The following is a 15,626-nucleotide window of genomic DNA, read 5'->3' on the forward strand; positions in this document are numbered from 1 at the left end:
CCCGGTTCACACCACCGCGGTCAACCCGCCATCAACCATCAGCAGATGGCCGTTGACGTAGTCCGAGGCCGCCGAGGACAGAAAGATCGCGGCCCCGACGAGTTCCTTCGTCTCGCCCCAGCGTCCGGCAGGGGTCCGGTTGCAGACCCAGGCGGTGAAGGCCTCGTCGGCGATCAGCGCCTTGTTGATCTCGGTGGTGAAATAGCCGGGCCCGATCGCATTGGCCTGGATGTTGTGCTTGCCGAGCTCGGCGGCGAGCCCGCGCGTCATCATCTTCACCGCGCCCTTCGAGGCCGTGTAGGGGATGATGGTGGCGCGGCCGAGTTCGCTCATCACCGAGCCGATGCTGATCACCTTGCCACGCTTGCGCGGCAGCATCCGCTTGGTCACGGCCTGGGTGACGTAGAACACCGAATGCAGGTTGGTCGCCATCACCTGGTGCCAGCCCTCGATCGGGAACTCGGTTATCGGCGCGCGCATCTGCATGCCGGCATTGTTGATCAGGATGTCGATCGGCCCGATCTCGGCCTCGATGGTCGCGACGCCCGCCTCCACGGCGGCATGGTCGGTGACGTCGAACGGCGCGACCGAGACCTTGCGCCCGGCTGCCGACATCGCCTCTGCCGCCCGCTCCAGCTTGGCCTTGTCGCGGCCGTTCAGCACCACATGCGCGCCGGCCTCCGACAGCCCTTCGGCCAGCGCCAGGCCGATGCCCTGGCCCGAACCGGTGACGAGGGCGATCTTGCCCTCCAGACTGAACAGCGACAGAGACATGACGGAACCTCGCGACGATCGGGACGGCGCGGCAGTTTGCGTTTGCGCGGGTGCCGCCGCTTTCGGTAAGCATCTTTCAAACGATTAGACAATCCGACCAGAAGAGACCGAGGGACAGGCTGCGGCCCCCTCGCAGGGAGAAGCCGCCATGCGCGCCGTCGTCATCCATGCCGAGAAGGACCTGCGCGTCGACAACGTCGCGGTCGGCGAACCCGGCCCGCTCCAGGTCCGCGTGAAGATCGAGGCCGGCGGCATCTGCGGCTCCGACCTGCACTACTACCTGCATGGCGGCTTCGGCACGATCCGGGTCCGCGAGCCGCTGATCCTCGGCCACGAGATCGCAGGCCGCGTCGAGTCCGTCGGGTCCGAGGTCACGCGCGTGAAGGTCGGCGACCGCGTCGCGGTCAATCCCAGCCGCGCCTGCGGCCATTGCCGCTACTGCCAGATGGGCCAGCAGCAGCACTGCACGGACATGCTGTTCTATGGCAGCGCGATGCGCTTCCCCCATGTCCAGGGCGGCTTCCGCGAGATGCTGGTCGTCGAGGAGCGGCAGGCGGTGAAGGTCGCCGACCATGTCACGGCCGCGGAAGCAGCCTTCGCCGAGCCGCTGGCGGTCTGCCTGCACGCCGCCAAGCGCGCCGGCCCGCTGCTCGGCAAGCGCGTCCTCGTCACCGGCTCGGGGCCGATCGGCATCCTCGCCATCGTCGCCGCCAAGGCCGCAGGCGCCGCCGAGATCGTCGCGACCGATGTCGTCGATGGTCCCCTGCCGACCGCGCTGAAGATGGGCGCCACCCATGCGATCAACACGATGGCCGAGCCTGACCGGCTGAAGGCGGAGTACGGCGCCGAGAAGGGCGCCTTCGACGTGATGTTCGAGGCCTCGGGCAACCAGCACGCGCTGACCGGCGCCTTTGACGTCGTCCGCTCGGGCGGGACAATCGTGCAGATCGGCGTCGGCGGCAATTTCACCCTGCCGATGAACGTCGTCGTCGCCAAGGAATTCGACCTGCGCGGCTCCTTCCGCTTCCATGAGGAGTTCGACTGGGCCGTCGCCATGATCGGCTCCAGGACGATCGACCTCTCGCCGCTGCTGACCGCCACGATCCCCGTCGAACGCGCGATCGAGGCCTTCGACCTCGCCGCCGACAAGTCCCGCGCGATGAAGGTCCAGCTCGCCTTTGGGTGAAGGCGAGGCTTCCACCCAGTCTGGCGCGACGGCGTCGCCACGAGCATCATCGATCCGCGCCGTCATCCCGGGTCTGCGCTGCGCTCCGCCCAGGATGACGGCGCAGTGACTTCGTGACTGTTGGAAACCTCGGTCGCCGTCCCACGACGCCCGCCGTCTACGATCCGTCACAAATTGTGAGAAGGCGGAAACCAATTCCGGCTATAAAACGCAGCCGAACGGGCTGATCGCCCGATGTGGACGAAGAGCGACGATGACACGCAAATATTTCGGGACCGACGGCATCCGCGGCCGCGCCAATGGCGTGATCACGCCCGACCTCGCCCTCAAGGTCGGCCAGGCGACGGGCCTCGCCTTCCGCCGCGGCGACCACCGCCACCGCGTCGTGATCGGCAAGGACACCCGGCTGTCCGGCTACATGATCGAATACGCCATGGTCGCGGGCTTCACCTCGGTGGGCATGGACGTGATGCTGCTCGGCCCGATGCCGACGCCGGCGGTGGCGATGCTGACGCGTTCGATGCGCGCCGATCTCGGCGTGATGATCTCGGCCTCCCACAACCCCTACGAGGACAACGGCATCAAGCTGTTCGGCCCCGACGGCTACAAGCTCAGCGACGAAGTCGAGAGCGCGATCTCCAAGCTGATCGATTCCGATCTCTCGCCGCGCCTCTCGACCTCGCCGACGCTCGGCCGCGCCAAGCGCATCGAGAGCGCCCATGCCCGCTACATCGAGTTCGCCAAGCGCACCCTGCCGCGCAATATGAGCCTCGAAGGCCTGCGCATCGTCATCGATTGCGCCAATGGCGCCGGCTACAAGGTCGCGCCCGAGGCGCTCTGGGAACTCGGTGCCGAGGTGATTTCGATCGGCGTCGAGCCCGACGGCTTCAACATCAACAAGGATGTCGGCTCGACCGCGCCCGACGCGCTGATCGCCAAGGTGAAGGAACTGCGCGCCGATATCGGCATCGCGCTTGATGGCGACGCCGACCGCGTCCTGATCGTCGACGAGCTCGGCCAGGTCGTCGATGGCGACCAGCTCATGGCGGTGATCGCCCGGACCTGGCAGGAAGACGGCCGCCTGACGCAGCCCGGCGTCGTCGCCACAGTCATGTCCAATCTCGGCCTCGAACGCTATCTGGCGGGTCTGGGCCTCAGCCTCGCCCGCACCGCGGTGGGCGACCGTTACGTGCTGGAGCATATGCGCAGCCACGGCTTCAATCTCGGCGGCGAGCAGTCCGGCCACATCATCCTGTCCGATTTCGGCACGACGGGCGACGGTCTCGTCGCGGCGTTGCAGCTCATGGCGGCGGTCAAGCGCCAGGACCGCCCGGTCTCCGAGGTCTGCCACTGCTTCGAGCCGCTGCCGCAGATCCTCAAGAACGTGCGCTACAAGCAGGGCCAGCCCCTCGCGGAAAAGCCGGTCGTCACCGCCATCGAAGCGGCGCGCGAGATGCTCGGCGAAAGCGGCCGCCTCGTCATCCGCCCATCCGGCACCGAGCCGGTGATCCGCGTCATGGCCGAGGGCGACGACCGCGACCTCGTCATGCGCGCCGTCGACGACATCGTCGATGCCGTGACGAAGGCGGCTGCGTAAGGCCAAGCCGTCTTCAGACCCTCCCCGGTCATCGCGGCCGAAGCGAAGCGCAGAGGAGGGGTCCATTCCGGAACGGCTCAGGCATGGATCCGGCATCGGCTCCGTCACGCGGCTTGTCCAGGATGACACGGACTGCCTGCTGCGCTCCGCTCCGCATCGGCCCGCCTGCTCTTAACCTCTCATCAAGTATTCGGGCCCCCTTCAGACTTTTTTGAGGTTAATTCCTAAGGTTAAGCCTCGTTTAAGAAATTGCCGGCATGTTTGTCCTGTCGGTAACAAGCGTGGGCTGCGTTCTCTGCGCCGCGCAAACTCGAGGGACACTGCCATGGGCAGCCTGAAAACTTTTGCGCTGGCAGGCGCCTTGGCGCTCGGGGCGTCCGCCGCCACCGCCGCCGATCTCGCCTACCCGCCTCCGCCGCCGCCCGAGGCGCCCGCCCTTCGCGGCACGATCAACAGCGGCTTCTATCTGCGTGGCGACGTCGGCGTCGGTTCGCAGTCCTATGACGAGCTCGACATCAAGCTCAACAACGGCCCGGTGATCGCCACCCAGGGCGTCACCTCCTTCACCACGGTCAAGCCGGATCGCAGCTTCGCGGCTTTCGCAGGCGTCGGCATCGGCTATCAGTTCAACAACTACCTGCGCTTCGACATCACCGGCGAGTATCGTGGTGCGACCGCCAACGGCCGCGACCAGCTCTCCTACAATTTCGGCGTCCCGACCAACCAGACCAATATCTACCGCGCCGACGTCGCGACCTTCGTCGGCCTGGTCAACGCCTATATCGACCTCGGCACCTGGAACTGCCTGACGCCTTATCTCGGCGTCGGCGTCGGCTTCGCCAACCACACCGTCAACGGACTGTCCGATCAAGGCATCAACCAGGCGGTCGGCGCCCAGTTCGGCAACGCCTCCTATGCTTATGGCGACTCGGCCAACAAGACCGATTTCGCCTGGGCGTTGATGGCCGGCGTCTCCTACGACGTGACCTCGAACCTCAAGCTCGACATCGGCTACCGCTACCTGAACATGGGCGACGGTCCGACCATCGGCCTCGGCGGCGCCAACGGACTGCTCGCCAACCCCAGCTCGTCGGTGCGCTTCAAGGGCATCGACAGCCACGACGTCCGGATCGGCATGCGCTGGAACTTCAGCGACCCGAGCTGCTGCGGCCCAGTCGAGCGGCCGATCGCCTATGCGCCGGCCCCGACGGTGCGCAAGTACTGAGGCACAACGCCGACACGATCTTGACGGCACGGACCACGGTCCGCGCCGTTTTCGTATGGATGAACGGTTGAACTCAGCGCAGCAGCGACCGGCCCGTCATCTCAGCCGGCTGGGCGACGCCCAGCAGCGCCAGCAGCGTCGGCGCGACATCGGCCAGCCGCCCATCCGCCAGCCCCGTCGCGGCGCTGCCGACGACCATGACCGGCACGGGATTGGTGGTGTGGGCGGTGTGCGGGGCACCCGTCACAGGATCGACCATCAGCTCGCAATTGCCGTGATCGGCGGTGACCAGCATCGCCCCGCCGGCCCGCGCGATCGCATCAGCGATGCGGCCGAGTCCGGCATCGACCGTCTCGACCGCCGTGATCGCGGCGGCCAGGATGCCGGTATGACCGACCATGTCGGGATTGGCGAAGTTCAGCACGATGAGGTCGTAAGCCCCTGACTCGATCGCCTCGACCGCGCGGTCGGTCAGTTCCGGCGCCGACATCTCCGGCTGGAGATCATAGGTCGCGACCTTCGGCGAGGGCACCATGATGCGGTCCTCGCGCGGATACGGCGTCTCCTCGCCGCCGTTGAAGAAATAGGTGACGTGCGGATATTTCTCCGTCTCGGCCATGTGGACCTGCGCCAGACCCGCCTTCGCCACCGTCTCGCCGAGCCCGTTGGCCAGGGTCTGCGGCGCAAAAAGCGCCGGCATGATCGCGTCGAGCTCGGCGCTGTAGGAGGTCATGCTGACGGCCTTCGCCAGCACGGGCAGGCGCGGCCGCGCAAAGCCGGCGAAATCGGCAAACAGCACCGCGTCGAGGATCTCGCGGATGCGGTCGGAGCGGAAGTTGAAGCTCAGCAGACCGTCGCCATCGCACATGCCGGCATAGCCACCGATCACGGCCGGCTTGATGAACTCGTCATTGACGCCGCCCGCATAGGCGCTTGCGATGACGGCCGGCGCGTCGGGAAAGCCATGCCCCTGCCCCAGCACCATGGCCCGCCAGGCCTGCTCGACGCGCTCCCAGCGGTTGTCGCGGTCCATCGCATAGTACCGGCCCGACACCGTCGCGATCACAGCCTGCGGCGGCAGCGCGGCGATGAAGTCGGCGATGAAGCCGGCTGCCGAGCGGGGGGGCGTATCGCGCCCATCGGTGAAGATGTGGACGCGCACCGGGATGCCCTGCCCGACCAGGATATGCGCCAGCGCGGCCGCATGGTCCTGATGCGCATGCACGCCGCCGGGCGAGACCAGGCCGAGCAGATGGCAGGCTCCGCCGCTGGCCTTGAGCGCGGCGATCAGGCCGGAGGTGTCGAGCGCCTTGGCGATCGAGCCGTCCTCGATCGCCTGGTTGATGCGCGGCAGGTCCTGCATCACCACGCGCCCGGCGCCGAGATTGAGATGGCCGACCTCGGAATTGCCCATTTGACCTGGCGGCAAACCGACATCGAGCCCCGAGGTCTTCAGGAAGGCACGCGGCGAACGGGCCCAGAGCCGGTCGAAATTCGGGGTATGGGCGAGGCGTACCGCGTTGTTCTCAGCCTCCTCGCGCCAGCCCCAGCCATCGAGGATCATCAGCATGACGGGGCGCAGGGACATGGTGGACCTGTGAGCATTCGTGAAAACTGTTGTGCGAATATCATGCCGTCAGGCGCAAATGCGAGTGCTAAGAAGACGGTCTGGACCCGTCGGGAGAGCAGGCATGGCGATCAAGGCTCTGGTGTTCGACGCCTATGGCACGCTCTTCGACGTTCAATCCGTGGCGCGCGTCACCGGTGCCGCCTTCCCTGGCCATGGCGAGGTCATCACCCAGATCTGGCGCCTGAAGCAGCTCGAATACACTTGGCTGCGCGGGTTGATGGGCCGTTACGCGGATTTCTGGCAGGTCACGCAGGACTCGCTCTCCTATACGCTGGAAACGCTGGGCCTGCGCGCGACGCCGGAACTCGTCGCGAAGATCGCGGAGGCCTATGACGCGCTGTCGCTGTATCCGGAGGCGCGGCAAGCCCTCGAACAGCTGGCGCCGCTGCGCCTGGCGATCTTCTCCAACGGCAGCGCGGCAATGCTGGAGCGTCTCGTCGCGCAGGCCGGCATCGGAGCGCTGCTGGAGACCGTGATCAGCGTCGACGAGATCGGCGTCTACAAGCCCGATCCGCGCGGCTACCGCCATGTCGAGACGCGTCTTGGCCTGGAGCGGGAGGAGATCCTCTTCGTCTCCTCCAACGGTTTCGACATTGCCGGAGCCAAGGCCCACGGCTTTCGCGTCGCGCGGATCGCACGCATCCCCCAGGAAACCTTGCAGACCGAATTCGGCACCGCCGGCACGATTGGGCCAGGGCTGATGTTCAAGGCCCTGCGAATGCGGCCCGAACAGCTCGGCTTCGATGCGGATTTGACCATTGCCGCCCTGACCGATCTCGTCTCCTATGCCGCCGCCCATGGCGACGGCCATCCAGGATGAGCCGTCTCGCGATCAGCACGCCGTCCGAGGAGCCCCACCAATGATCAAGTTCTACTACCACCCCTCGCCCAACCCGGCGAAGATCGCCCTCTTCCTCGAAGAGGCCGGGCTGCCCTACGAGATGGTGCCGGTCGACACCCGCAAGGGTGAGCAGTTCAAGCCGGAGTTCCTGGCGATCAACCCCAACGCCAAGACGCCGGCGCTGACCGATGGCGATGTCACGGTCTTCGACAGCAACGCGATCCTGCTCTACCTCGCCGAGAAGACCGGCCAATTCCTGCCGGAGAACACGCCCAAGGCCCGCGGCGAGATGCTGTCCTGGCTGATGTTCGTCGCCACAGGCATCGGCCCCTATTGCGGCCAGGCCGTGCATTTCGCCCGCTTCGCCCCGGAGAAAATCCCCTATGCGATCAACCGCTATGCCCGCGAGGCGGAGCGCCACTGGGGCATCATCGATGCGCGCCTCGCCGAGCACCGCTACATGCTCGGCGACACCTACACCCTGATCGACATGTCGGTCTGGGGCTGGGCGACGCGGCTGTCCTTTGCGGTCGGCGACGAATGGGTGACGAAATTCCCGAATGTGAAGCGCCATCTCGACGAGATCTCGGCGCGGCCGGCCGCGCAGCGCGCCGTCGCGCTGAAGGACGCCTTCACCTTCAAGACGGATTTCGACGACGAGGCGCGCAAGTTCCTGTTCCCGCAGAACGCCCATCTCGCCAGCCAGGGGTAAGCCGCGCGCGGCAGTGAAGGAACGACAAAGATCGCCCGACGAGTCGATGCAGCTTCAGGTCTCCGGACCATCCGGTCCCGCGATGTGATCGCGGGATCGGCCCGGCGAGCGTGATGGAACGTCTTCCGTATCCCTCCGGTGATGTCGCTGGGGCGCGCTGTGACCGGTCGCGCGTCTCAACCCGGATCGTTCTCGCCGTCGCCGTCCTTGAGGGCGTCGAGCGGCGCGTCGAGCGTGAAGACGAGACCGGTCGAAAGAAAGGCGCTCTCGGACCGGGCTCCCTGCGAAGGGAAGGTCCGTTCGATCAGGCGGGAGCCGAAGCCGCGCCGTGACGGTGCGACGACCGGCGGCCCGCCGCTCTCCTGCCAGCGCAGCCGGAAATGGGATACGCCCTCGATCTCGTCGACACGCCATGACAGGGCGACCCTGCCGGTCTGGTTGGACAGCGCGCCATATTTCACGGCGTTGGTCGCCAGTTCATGCAGCACGAGGGTCAGCGCCAACGCCGGCCTCGGCCCGACCACGAGATCGGGGCCGCCGATCGTAAAGCGCTGCGCATCGCCCTGGAGGCCGACGACGCTTTCGGCGATGCCCGCCATCGGCGCATTGGCCCTCTGGCCGGCAACGAGCAGATCATGGGCACGCGACAGCGCAGCAAGCCGGGCGCTGAAGGTCTCGTTGGCGGCCTCCAGCGAAGTGGCGCCGCGCAGGGTCTGCGAGGCGATGGCCTGGATCATCGCCAGCGTGTTCTTCACGCGGTGCGCCAGTTCCTGCATCAGCAGCCGCTGCTGCGCCTCGGCTTCCTTGCGCTCGGTGATGTCGAGATGCGCGCCGATCAGTCGGAGCGCCCGCCCGCTCTCGTCGCGCTCGATCTGTGCCAAGGCTGAGATCCAGCGCACCGCCCCGTCCGACGGGCGCACGATCCTGTATTCGATCTGGTAGTCCCGCGCCGTCCCCAACACGGTCTCGCGGAAATGGCTTTCGACCATGGACCGCTCCTGGGGATGGATGCGGCGGACCCAGTCCTCATGGCTCTCATGCTCGGCCTCGGGCGGCAGTCCATGGATCAGCAGATATTCCGGCGAGCGCCGGTTGCGGAAACCATCGCGGAGATCGACCTCAAGCCCGCCGACCTTGCCGATCTTCTGGACCTGGGCCAGTTGCTGCTCGCGGCGGCGCAGCGCCTGCTCGGCCGCATCGCGCTCGCGCTGGGCACCGACCAGCGCTGTCGTCTCGGTCACGACGGCCAGCACGCCAAGCGCCACCCCGCTGTCGCCGAAGATCGGGCTGTAGTCGACATTCAGCCAGACATCCTCGGCCACGCCGTTGCGGTGCAGCACGAGCGGCAGGTCGCGATAGGAAAGCGGCGAGCCACCGGCGAAGACGGTCCGCATGACCTCGTCATGCAGGTCGGTCACTTCCGGCCAAGCGTCGAGCAGATTGCAGCCGAGGATCGCGGGGTGCTTTGCTCCCGCGATCACGGCATAGGCATCGTTGTACAGCAGCAGGCCGCTTTCGCCCCAGAACATCACCATCGGCGTCGGTGAGGCCAGGACGAGCTGCAGGGTCGATTTCAGGCGTTCCGGCCATTGCGGCGGTGGCCCAAGCGGCGTTTCCGCCCCCGACCATGCGCGCAGCATGGCTCCGACCTCGCCGCCGCCAACCGGCCATGATCCCCCAGCCATGCCGTTTCCCCCCGAACCGACCGACATGCTCTTCGTGTTTCCGAGCCTCGCCTGTTCCGACGCCCGCCCATGCTGATGCCAGCCTCTGGAGGGCCCGGCAAGCCCGGATCGGGCACGCGCGCAGCACTAGCAGGCTCCGTGGAATGCCTACACATCAAAAGACATGGTTCTGTTTGGCAGGTTCGAGGACCGCGGAGGCTCTCGGTTTCGGCGAAAGCAGTGGCAGCTCAAACGGTTTCGCGGCAGTGTCACCAAAACGATTCCGCGTGCATCTCGGCCGCCGGACGTGTTTCAGCGGAGGGGCAGGATGCCGACCGATATCGAGATTGCGCGCGCGGCGACACTTCAACCGATTGCGGATATTGCGGCCAAGGCCGGCATTCCCGCCGCAGCCCTCGAGCCCTACGGCAAGTTCATCGCCAAGGTCGACACGCACGAAATCCCTGATTTCGCCGCGCGGCCCGACGGCAAGCTGATCCTCGTCACCGCGATCAACCCGACGCCGGCCGGCGAGGGCAAGACGACGACGACGGTGGGCCTCGGCGACGGCCTCTCGCGCATCGGCAAGCGCTGCATGATCGCTTTGCGCGAGCCCTCGCTTGGCCCCTGCTTCGGCGTCAAGGGCGGCGCCGCCGGCGGCGGCTATGCGCAGATCGTGCCGATGGAGCAGATCAACCTGCATTTCACCGGCGATTTTCACGCCATCACCAGCGCGCACAACCTGCTGGCCGCCCTCATCGACAACCATGTCTACTGGGGCAACGAACTCGGCATCGACACCCGCCACATCGCCTGGCGGCGCGTCATGGACATGAACGACCGCGCCTTGCGCTCGACCGTCTCCTCGCTCGGCGGCGCGAGCAACGGCTTCCCGCGTGAGGACGGCTTCGACATCACCGTCGCCTCCGAGGTGATGGCGATCTTCTGCCTGGCGACCGACCTCGACGATCTCGAAGCCCGGCTCGGCAAGGTCGTGGTCGGCCGCACCCGCGACAAGCGCCCCGTGACGGCGGCTGACCTCAAGGCCACGGGCGCGATGAGCGTGCTGCTCAAGGACGCGCTGATGCCCAATTTGGTGCAGACGCTGGAGGGCACGCCCGCCTTCGTCCATGGCGGCCCCTTCGCCAACATCGCCCATGGCTGCAACTCGGTGATCGCGACGCGCACCGCGCTGAAGCTCGCCGACTATGTTGTGACCGAGGCTGGTTTCGGCGCCGATCTCGGGGCCGAAAAGTTCTTCGACATCAAATGCCGCAAGGCTGGCCTGAAGCCGGCGGCCGCCGTGATCGTCGCCACCGTCCGGGCGCTGAAGATGCATGGCGGCGCCTCGAAGGAGGTGCTGGGCCAGGAGGATCTGGCGACGCTCGAGGCTGGTCTCGCCAATCTTGCCCGCCATGTCGGCAATATCCGCAAATTCGGCGTGCCCCCGATCGTCGCGATCAACCACTTCACCAGCGACACCCCGGCCGAGCATGCGCTGATCGCGAATTTCTGCCGCAACCATCTCGGTGTCGAGGCGGTGATCTGCCGGCACTGGGCCGATGGCGGCGCCGGCACGGAGGAACTGGCGCAGAGGGTCGTCGCACTCGCCGAGGGCGGGGAAGCGGATTTTGCGCCGCTCTATCCCGACGCGATGCCGCTCTGGGACAAGCTGGAGACGGTCGCCCGCGAGATCTACGGCGCGGATGGCATATCCGGCGACGCCAAGGTGCGCGCCCGTTTCACCGAACTCGAGGCGGCCGGATATGGCCATCTGCCGGTCTGCGTGGCCAAGACGCAGTACTCTTTCTCCGCCGACCCGACCTTGCGCGGCGCGCCCACGGGCCACATCGTCCCGGTGCGAGAGGTCCGGCTCTCGGCTGGAGCCGGCTTTGTCGTGGCGATCTGCGGGGACATCATGACGATGCCCGGACTGCCGCGCGTACCCGCTGCCGAGCGCATCCATATTGATGAGCAAGGGCGCATCGAGGGCCTGTTCTGACAAGGCCTCGCGCCAGATCCGTCGCATTGGCGGATTTTTAAGCCCTCGGCGACAGGGTTGCTCCAAGTTTTGATGAGAGCCGGATTCAGATGTCGCCCGGGGTGCTTAGCGCTTCCAGACGACATCTCCGGATCATCCAGGAGACGTCGCGACCATGGGACCGGCCACTGGAGCCGCGCTGCTGCCCCGAGGCCTGAGGGCGAAAGTGCTGGGCTGGACCCTGGCGATCCTGATCGCGGTCGCCTTGCCTGCGGCAGGCGCTTTCATCTGGCTCGTCGACGGCACGGTGATGAAGCTCGGCACCCTCTTCGCCGAAAAGCAGATTCTGTTCGACCGCTATCGCGGCCTGGACTCGCTGATGCGGGAGGTCTCGCTCGCCGAGACCGTGGCGCGCTCACCCGCCATCCTCGAATGGGCACTGGACGAGGCCGATCCCGCCAAGGCGCAGCGCGGCCTGGCCGAACTCGAGCACTACCGGCTCTCCTTCAAGGACCGGAGCTATTTCGTCGTGCTCGACGGCTCCGGCAACTACTATTTCAACGACAAGGACAACAGCTACGAGCACGATCGCAGGCGCTACACCCTTGCGCGCGATAACCCACGCGATGGCTGGTACTACAAGACCGTAGGGCTTGGATCGGGTTGCCATCTCAATGTCGACAACGACGACAACCTCAAAGTCACGAAAGTCTGGATCAACTGCATCATCCGCCGGGGCGAACGGGTTCTGGGCATCATCGGCACTGGCGTCGACCTCACGCAGTTCATCCGCGAGGTCGTCGATATCCCGCAGACCGGGGTGCAGAGCATGTTCGTCGACCGCAACGGCGCCGTGCAGGCGCATCGCGACCCCAAGCTGGTCGATTTCCACAGCCTCACCAAGGACCTCAAGGCCAAGACGACGGTCTTCACGCTGCTCGACCGCGAGCGCGACCGCAGCGCGCTGGCGACAATGATGGAACAGGTCGCGGCCGGCGGGGTGCTGGTCCGCTCCCGCTTCATGCAGATCGAGGGCCGTCAGGCTCTCGTGGGCGTCGGCTATCTCGACCGCATCGGCTGGTTCAACATCACCATCATGGATCTCGACGAGATCATCGACCGGCGCCTCTTCGTGCCGATCGCTGTCCTGTTGGCGGCGATGCTGCTAGCCGCGGCGGCGTTGATGACCCTGCTGTTCAAGCGCAGCGTGCTCGACCGGCTGGCGCGCGTCGAGGGCGCGGTCCAACGAGTCCGGAGCGGCCGCTTCGACGATGTCGCGACCGACCGCGGCGACGACGAGATCGGCAGGCTCGTCAGGGCGTTCGGCGAGATGGCCAGGACGGTCGGCGACAACACCGACAGGCTCGAGCAGATGGTGCGCGAGCGCACGCACACCCTGGACCGCCTCGCCCATCTCGACCCGCTGACCGGTATCTTCAACCGCCGGGGCTTCGAGCGCGCCTTCGAGACCGAGCAGAACCGGGCACGGCGCAGCGGCAGGCAGGCGGGCCTGCTGCTGGTCGACATCGACAACTTCAAGCCGGTGAACGACGGTCACGGCCATCATGCGGGCGACGCCGTCATCGTCGAGATCGTCGCGCGCCTGACGGGCGTTCTGCGCAATTACGACATCTGCGCGCGCTGGGGCGGTGACGAGTTCATCGTGCTGCTCGGCGATGCAGGCCCGGCCTCGCTGTCATCGGTCGCAGCCAAGATCATCACCGCTGTACGGGCCGAGCCGGTTATCCTCGCCGACGGCCTGTCGCTGCCGGTCACGGTCAGCATCGGCGCCTGCCTCGTGGCGGAGAGGGCGACGCTCGCCGAAGCCGCAGGCCATGCCGACATGGCGCTCTACGCTGCCAAGAAGGGCGGCCGCGACACCTTCGTCATCGACGATACGGCGCGCCATGGTCAGCCGAGCACCACCCGCTGACACGGGCCGGGAACCAACGCTCTTCCGGACGCGCCTTGCCTCGCTGGCCGACAACAAAAAAGGGCGCCCTTGCGAGGCGCCCTTCCGATGGAAATGCCCGAAGCGAAGCCTCAGACCTGCGGCTGCGGCTCCAGCCCGGCATCGGGCTCGTCGCGCTTGCGCCCCTTGCCCGCGCTCGGCACGGCCGAGCCGCGCGGCGCCGACGGCGTATCGTCGAGATCGCGCGTCGGGCGCTTGCCGGCGATCAGGTCGCGGATTTCCTCGCCGGTCAGCGTCTCGAACTCGAGCAGCGCCTCGGCGACCGCCACGAACTGCTCGTGATTGTCAGTGAGGATCTTCTTGGCGTCCTGATAGCCGGTGTCGACCAGCTTCTTGACCTCGGCGTCGATCTTTTGCGCCGTGGACTCCGAGACGCTCTGGCTGCGCCCCATCGACATGCCCAGGAAGACTTCCTCCTGATTGTCGCCATAGGCGACCATGCCGAGCTCGTCGGAGTAACCCATCTGGGTGACCATGGCCTTGGCCATCTTGGTCGCCTGCTGGATGTCGCCGGTCGCGCCCGAGGTTACGTTCTCGCGGCCGAAGGTCATCTCCTCAGCCACGCGTCCGCCCATGGCGACCGCGAGCTGCGAGGTGAACTCCTTGTACTTCATCGAGTAGCGGTCGCCCTCCGGCAGGAACTTGACCATGCCGAGTGCGCGACCGCGCGGGATGATGGTGGCCTTGTGGACGGGAATGCCGGCAGGCACGTAAAGGCCGACGATGGCGTGGCCGGCCTCGTGATAGGCGGTCAGCTTCTTCTCTTCCTCGGACATCGCCATGGATTTGCGCTCGGCGCCCATCATGACCTTGTCCTTGGCGTCCTCGAACTCGGCATGGGTGACCATGCGCTTGCCGCGGCGGGCCGCCAGCAGGGCCGCCTCGTTGACGAGGTTCATCAGATCGGCGCCCGAGAAGCCGGGCGTGCCGCGGGCGAGGATGCGCAGATCGACATCCGGCGCCAGCGGCACCTTGCGGACATGGACCTTGAGGATCTTCTCGCGGCCAGCGACGTCGGGGTTCGGAACCACGATCTGGCGGTCGAAGCGGCCGGGACGCAGCAGAGCGGGGTCTAGCACGTCGGGCCGGTTGGTGGCCGCGATGATGATGACGCCCTCGTTCGGCTCGAAGCCGTCCATCTCGACCAGGAGCTGGTTCAGCGTCTGCTCGCGCTCATCATTGCCGCCGCCGAGGCCGGCGCCACGATGACGGCCAACGGCATCGATTTCGTCGATGAAGATGATGCAGGGCGAGTTCTTCTTGGCCTGCTCGAACATGTCGCGCACGCGGCTGGCGCCGACGCCGACGAACATCTCGACGAAGTCCGAACCCGAGATCGTGAAGAACGGCACATTGGCCTCGCCCGCGACGGCGCGCGCCGTCAGGGTCTTGCCGGTGCCGGGAGGGCCGACGAGCAGGACGCCGCGCGGGATGCGCCCGCCCAGCCGCTGGAACTTCTGCGGGTCGCGGAGGAACTCGACGATCTCGGTCAGGTCTTCCTTGGCTTCGTCGATGCCCGCGACATCCTCGAAGGTGACGCGGCCATGCGCCTCGGTCAGGAGCTTGGCCTTGGACTTTCCGAAGCCCATGGCGCGACCGGCGCCGCTCTGCATTTGGCGGGACATGAAGATCCACAGGCCGATGAAGATGACGAAGGGCAGCGAGTTGACCAGAAGCGCCACGAACCAGGGTGTGCCCTCGGCGGGAGCGCGGGCCGAGACCTGAACGCCCTTCTGCGCGAGCGTCTTCAGCAAGGCCGGATCGCCATAAGGCGCGTAGGTGACGAAGCTTCGGCCGTCCGAGAAGGTGCCTGAGATTTCCTGCCCGGCCACGACGACGTTCGAGATGCGACCCGCATCCGACTCGTTGATCAGTTGGCTGTAGGGGATCTCGTTCGTGCTGGCACGCTGGCTCGGGCTTTGGAACAGCGTGACGAGCGCCAGAACCAGCAGGAAAATCACCACCCAGAGGGCGAAATTGCGAAAGTTCGGATTCATCACCAGTCCGATCGGGCCTGCCGGACCAACCGGAAGAGGCCAAGAGT

At 66.6% G+C, this 15,626-nt stretch carries 11 protein-coding genes; 7 read left to right on the forward strand and 4 right to left on the reverse strand.

Annotated features, from left to right (window positions below; all coding sequences use genetic code 11):
* Window positions 1–6: 6 nt before the first annotated feature.
* Window positions 7–774 carry an SDR family NAD(P)-dependent oxidoreductase gene (locus tag AE618_RS07740; RefSeq protein ID WP_156330164.1) on the reverse strand — a complete coding sequence of 256 codons (768 nt, stop codon included), beginning with the start codon at window positions 772–774 and terminating at the stop codon, window positions 7–9.
* A 148-nt stretch (window positions 775–922) separates the two neighbouring features.
* Between AE618_RS07740 and AE618_RS07745 the strand changes: the two genes are divergently transcribed.
* The 3 genes from AE618_RS07745 (at window position 923) to AE618_RS07755 (ending at window position 4,782) form a co-directional block, all read left to right on the forward strand.
* A complete protein-coding gene (locus AE618_RS07745; RefSeq protein ID WP_054208467.1) occupies window positions 923–1,960 on the forward strand; it encodes an L-idonate 5-dehydrogenase in 1,038 nt (345 codons plus the stop codon).
* A gap of 253 nt (window positions 1,961–2,213) precedes the next feature.
* Window positions 2,214–3,557, forward strand: a complete 1,344-nt coding sequence (glmM, locus tag AE618_RS07750) for a phosphoglucosamine mutase (RefSeq protein WP_054208468.1) — start codon at window positions 2,214–2,216, stop codon at window positions 3,555–3,557.
* A gap of 325 nt (window positions 3,558–3,882) precedes the next feature.
* Window positions 3,883–4,782, forward strand: a complete 900-nt coding sequence (locus AE618_RS07755; RefSeq protein WP_054208469.1) for an outer membrane protein — start codon at window positions 3,883–3,885, stop codon at window positions 4,780–4,782.
* A gap of 73 nt (window positions 4,783–4,855) precedes the next feature.
* Here the strand turns inward: AE618_RS07755 and gpmI are convergent, their stop codons facing one another.
* Window positions 4,856–6,370, reverse strand: a complete 1,515-nt coding sequence (gpmI, locus tag AE618_RS07760; protein WP_054208470.1) for a 2,3-bisphosphoglycerate-independent phosphoglycerate mutase — start codon at window positions 6,368–6,370, stop codon at window positions 4,856–4,858.
* A 103-nt stretch (window positions 6,371–6,473) separates the two neighbouring features.
* Here gpmI and AE618_RS07765 point away from each other — a divergent pair, with 103 nt between their 5' ends.
* The gene (locus AE618_RS07765) at window positions 6,474–7,232 is read left to right on the forward strand and encodes a haloacid dehalogenase type II (protein WP_054208471.1); all 759 of its coding nucleotides are present in this window, start codon (window positions 6,474–6,476) and stop codon (window positions 7,230–7,232) included.
* A gap of 40 nt (window positions 7,233–7,272) precedes the next feature.
* Window positions 7,273–7,965 (forward strand): glutathione S-transferase family protein, encoded by a 693-nt coding sequence (locus AE618_RS07770; protein ID WP_054208472.1) that lies wholly within the window; start codon window positions 7,273–7,275, stop codon window positions 7,963–7,965.
* 176 nt (window positions 7,966–8,141) lie between these two features.
* Here AE618_RS07770 and AE618_RS07775 read toward each other — a convergent pair whose 3' ends face one another.
* Complete coding sequence (locus AE618_RS07775) at window positions 8,142–9,650, reverse strand: sensor histidine kinase (RefSeq protein WP_197280710.1); 1,509 nt, start codon at window positions 9,648–9,650, stop codon at window positions 8,142–8,144.
* 307 nt (window positions 9,651–9,957) lie between these two features.
* Here AE618_RS07775 and AE618_RS07780 point away from each other — a divergent pair, with 307 nt between their 5' ends.
* The gene (locus AE618_RS07780; RefSeq protein ID WP_054208474.1) at window positions 9,958–11,631 is read left to right on the forward strand and encodes a formate--tetrahydrofolate ligase; all 1,674 of its coding nucleotides are present in this window, start codon (window positions 9,958–9,960) and stop codon (window positions 11,629–11,631) included.
* Window positions 11,632–11,785: 154 nt separating this feature from the next.
* Window positions 11,786–13,543, forward strand: coding sequence for a sensor domain-containing diguanylate cyclase (locus tag AE618_RS07785; RefSeq protein ID WP_054208475.1), 1,758 nt, complete (start codon window positions 11,786–11,788; stop codon window positions 13,541–13,543).
* Window positions 13,544–13,653: 110 nt separating this feature from the next.
* On the opposite strand, the gene ftsH is transcribed toward AE618_RS07785, so the two are convergent.
* The gene (gene ftsH / locus AE618_RS07790) at window positions 13,654–15,579 is read right to left on the reverse strand and encodes an ATP-dependent zinc metalloprotease FtsH (protein ID WP_054208476.1); all 1,926 of its coding nucleotides are present in this window, start codon (window positions 15,577–15,579) and stop codon (window positions 13,654–13,656) included.
* Window positions 15,580–15,626: the final 47 nt, after the last annotated feature.

This window comes from Allobosea vaviloviae, from assembly GCF_001298265.1.
Lineage (GTDB): Bacteria > Pseudomonadota > Alphaproteobacteria > Rhizobiales > Beijerinckiaceae > Allobosea > Allobosea vaviloviae_B.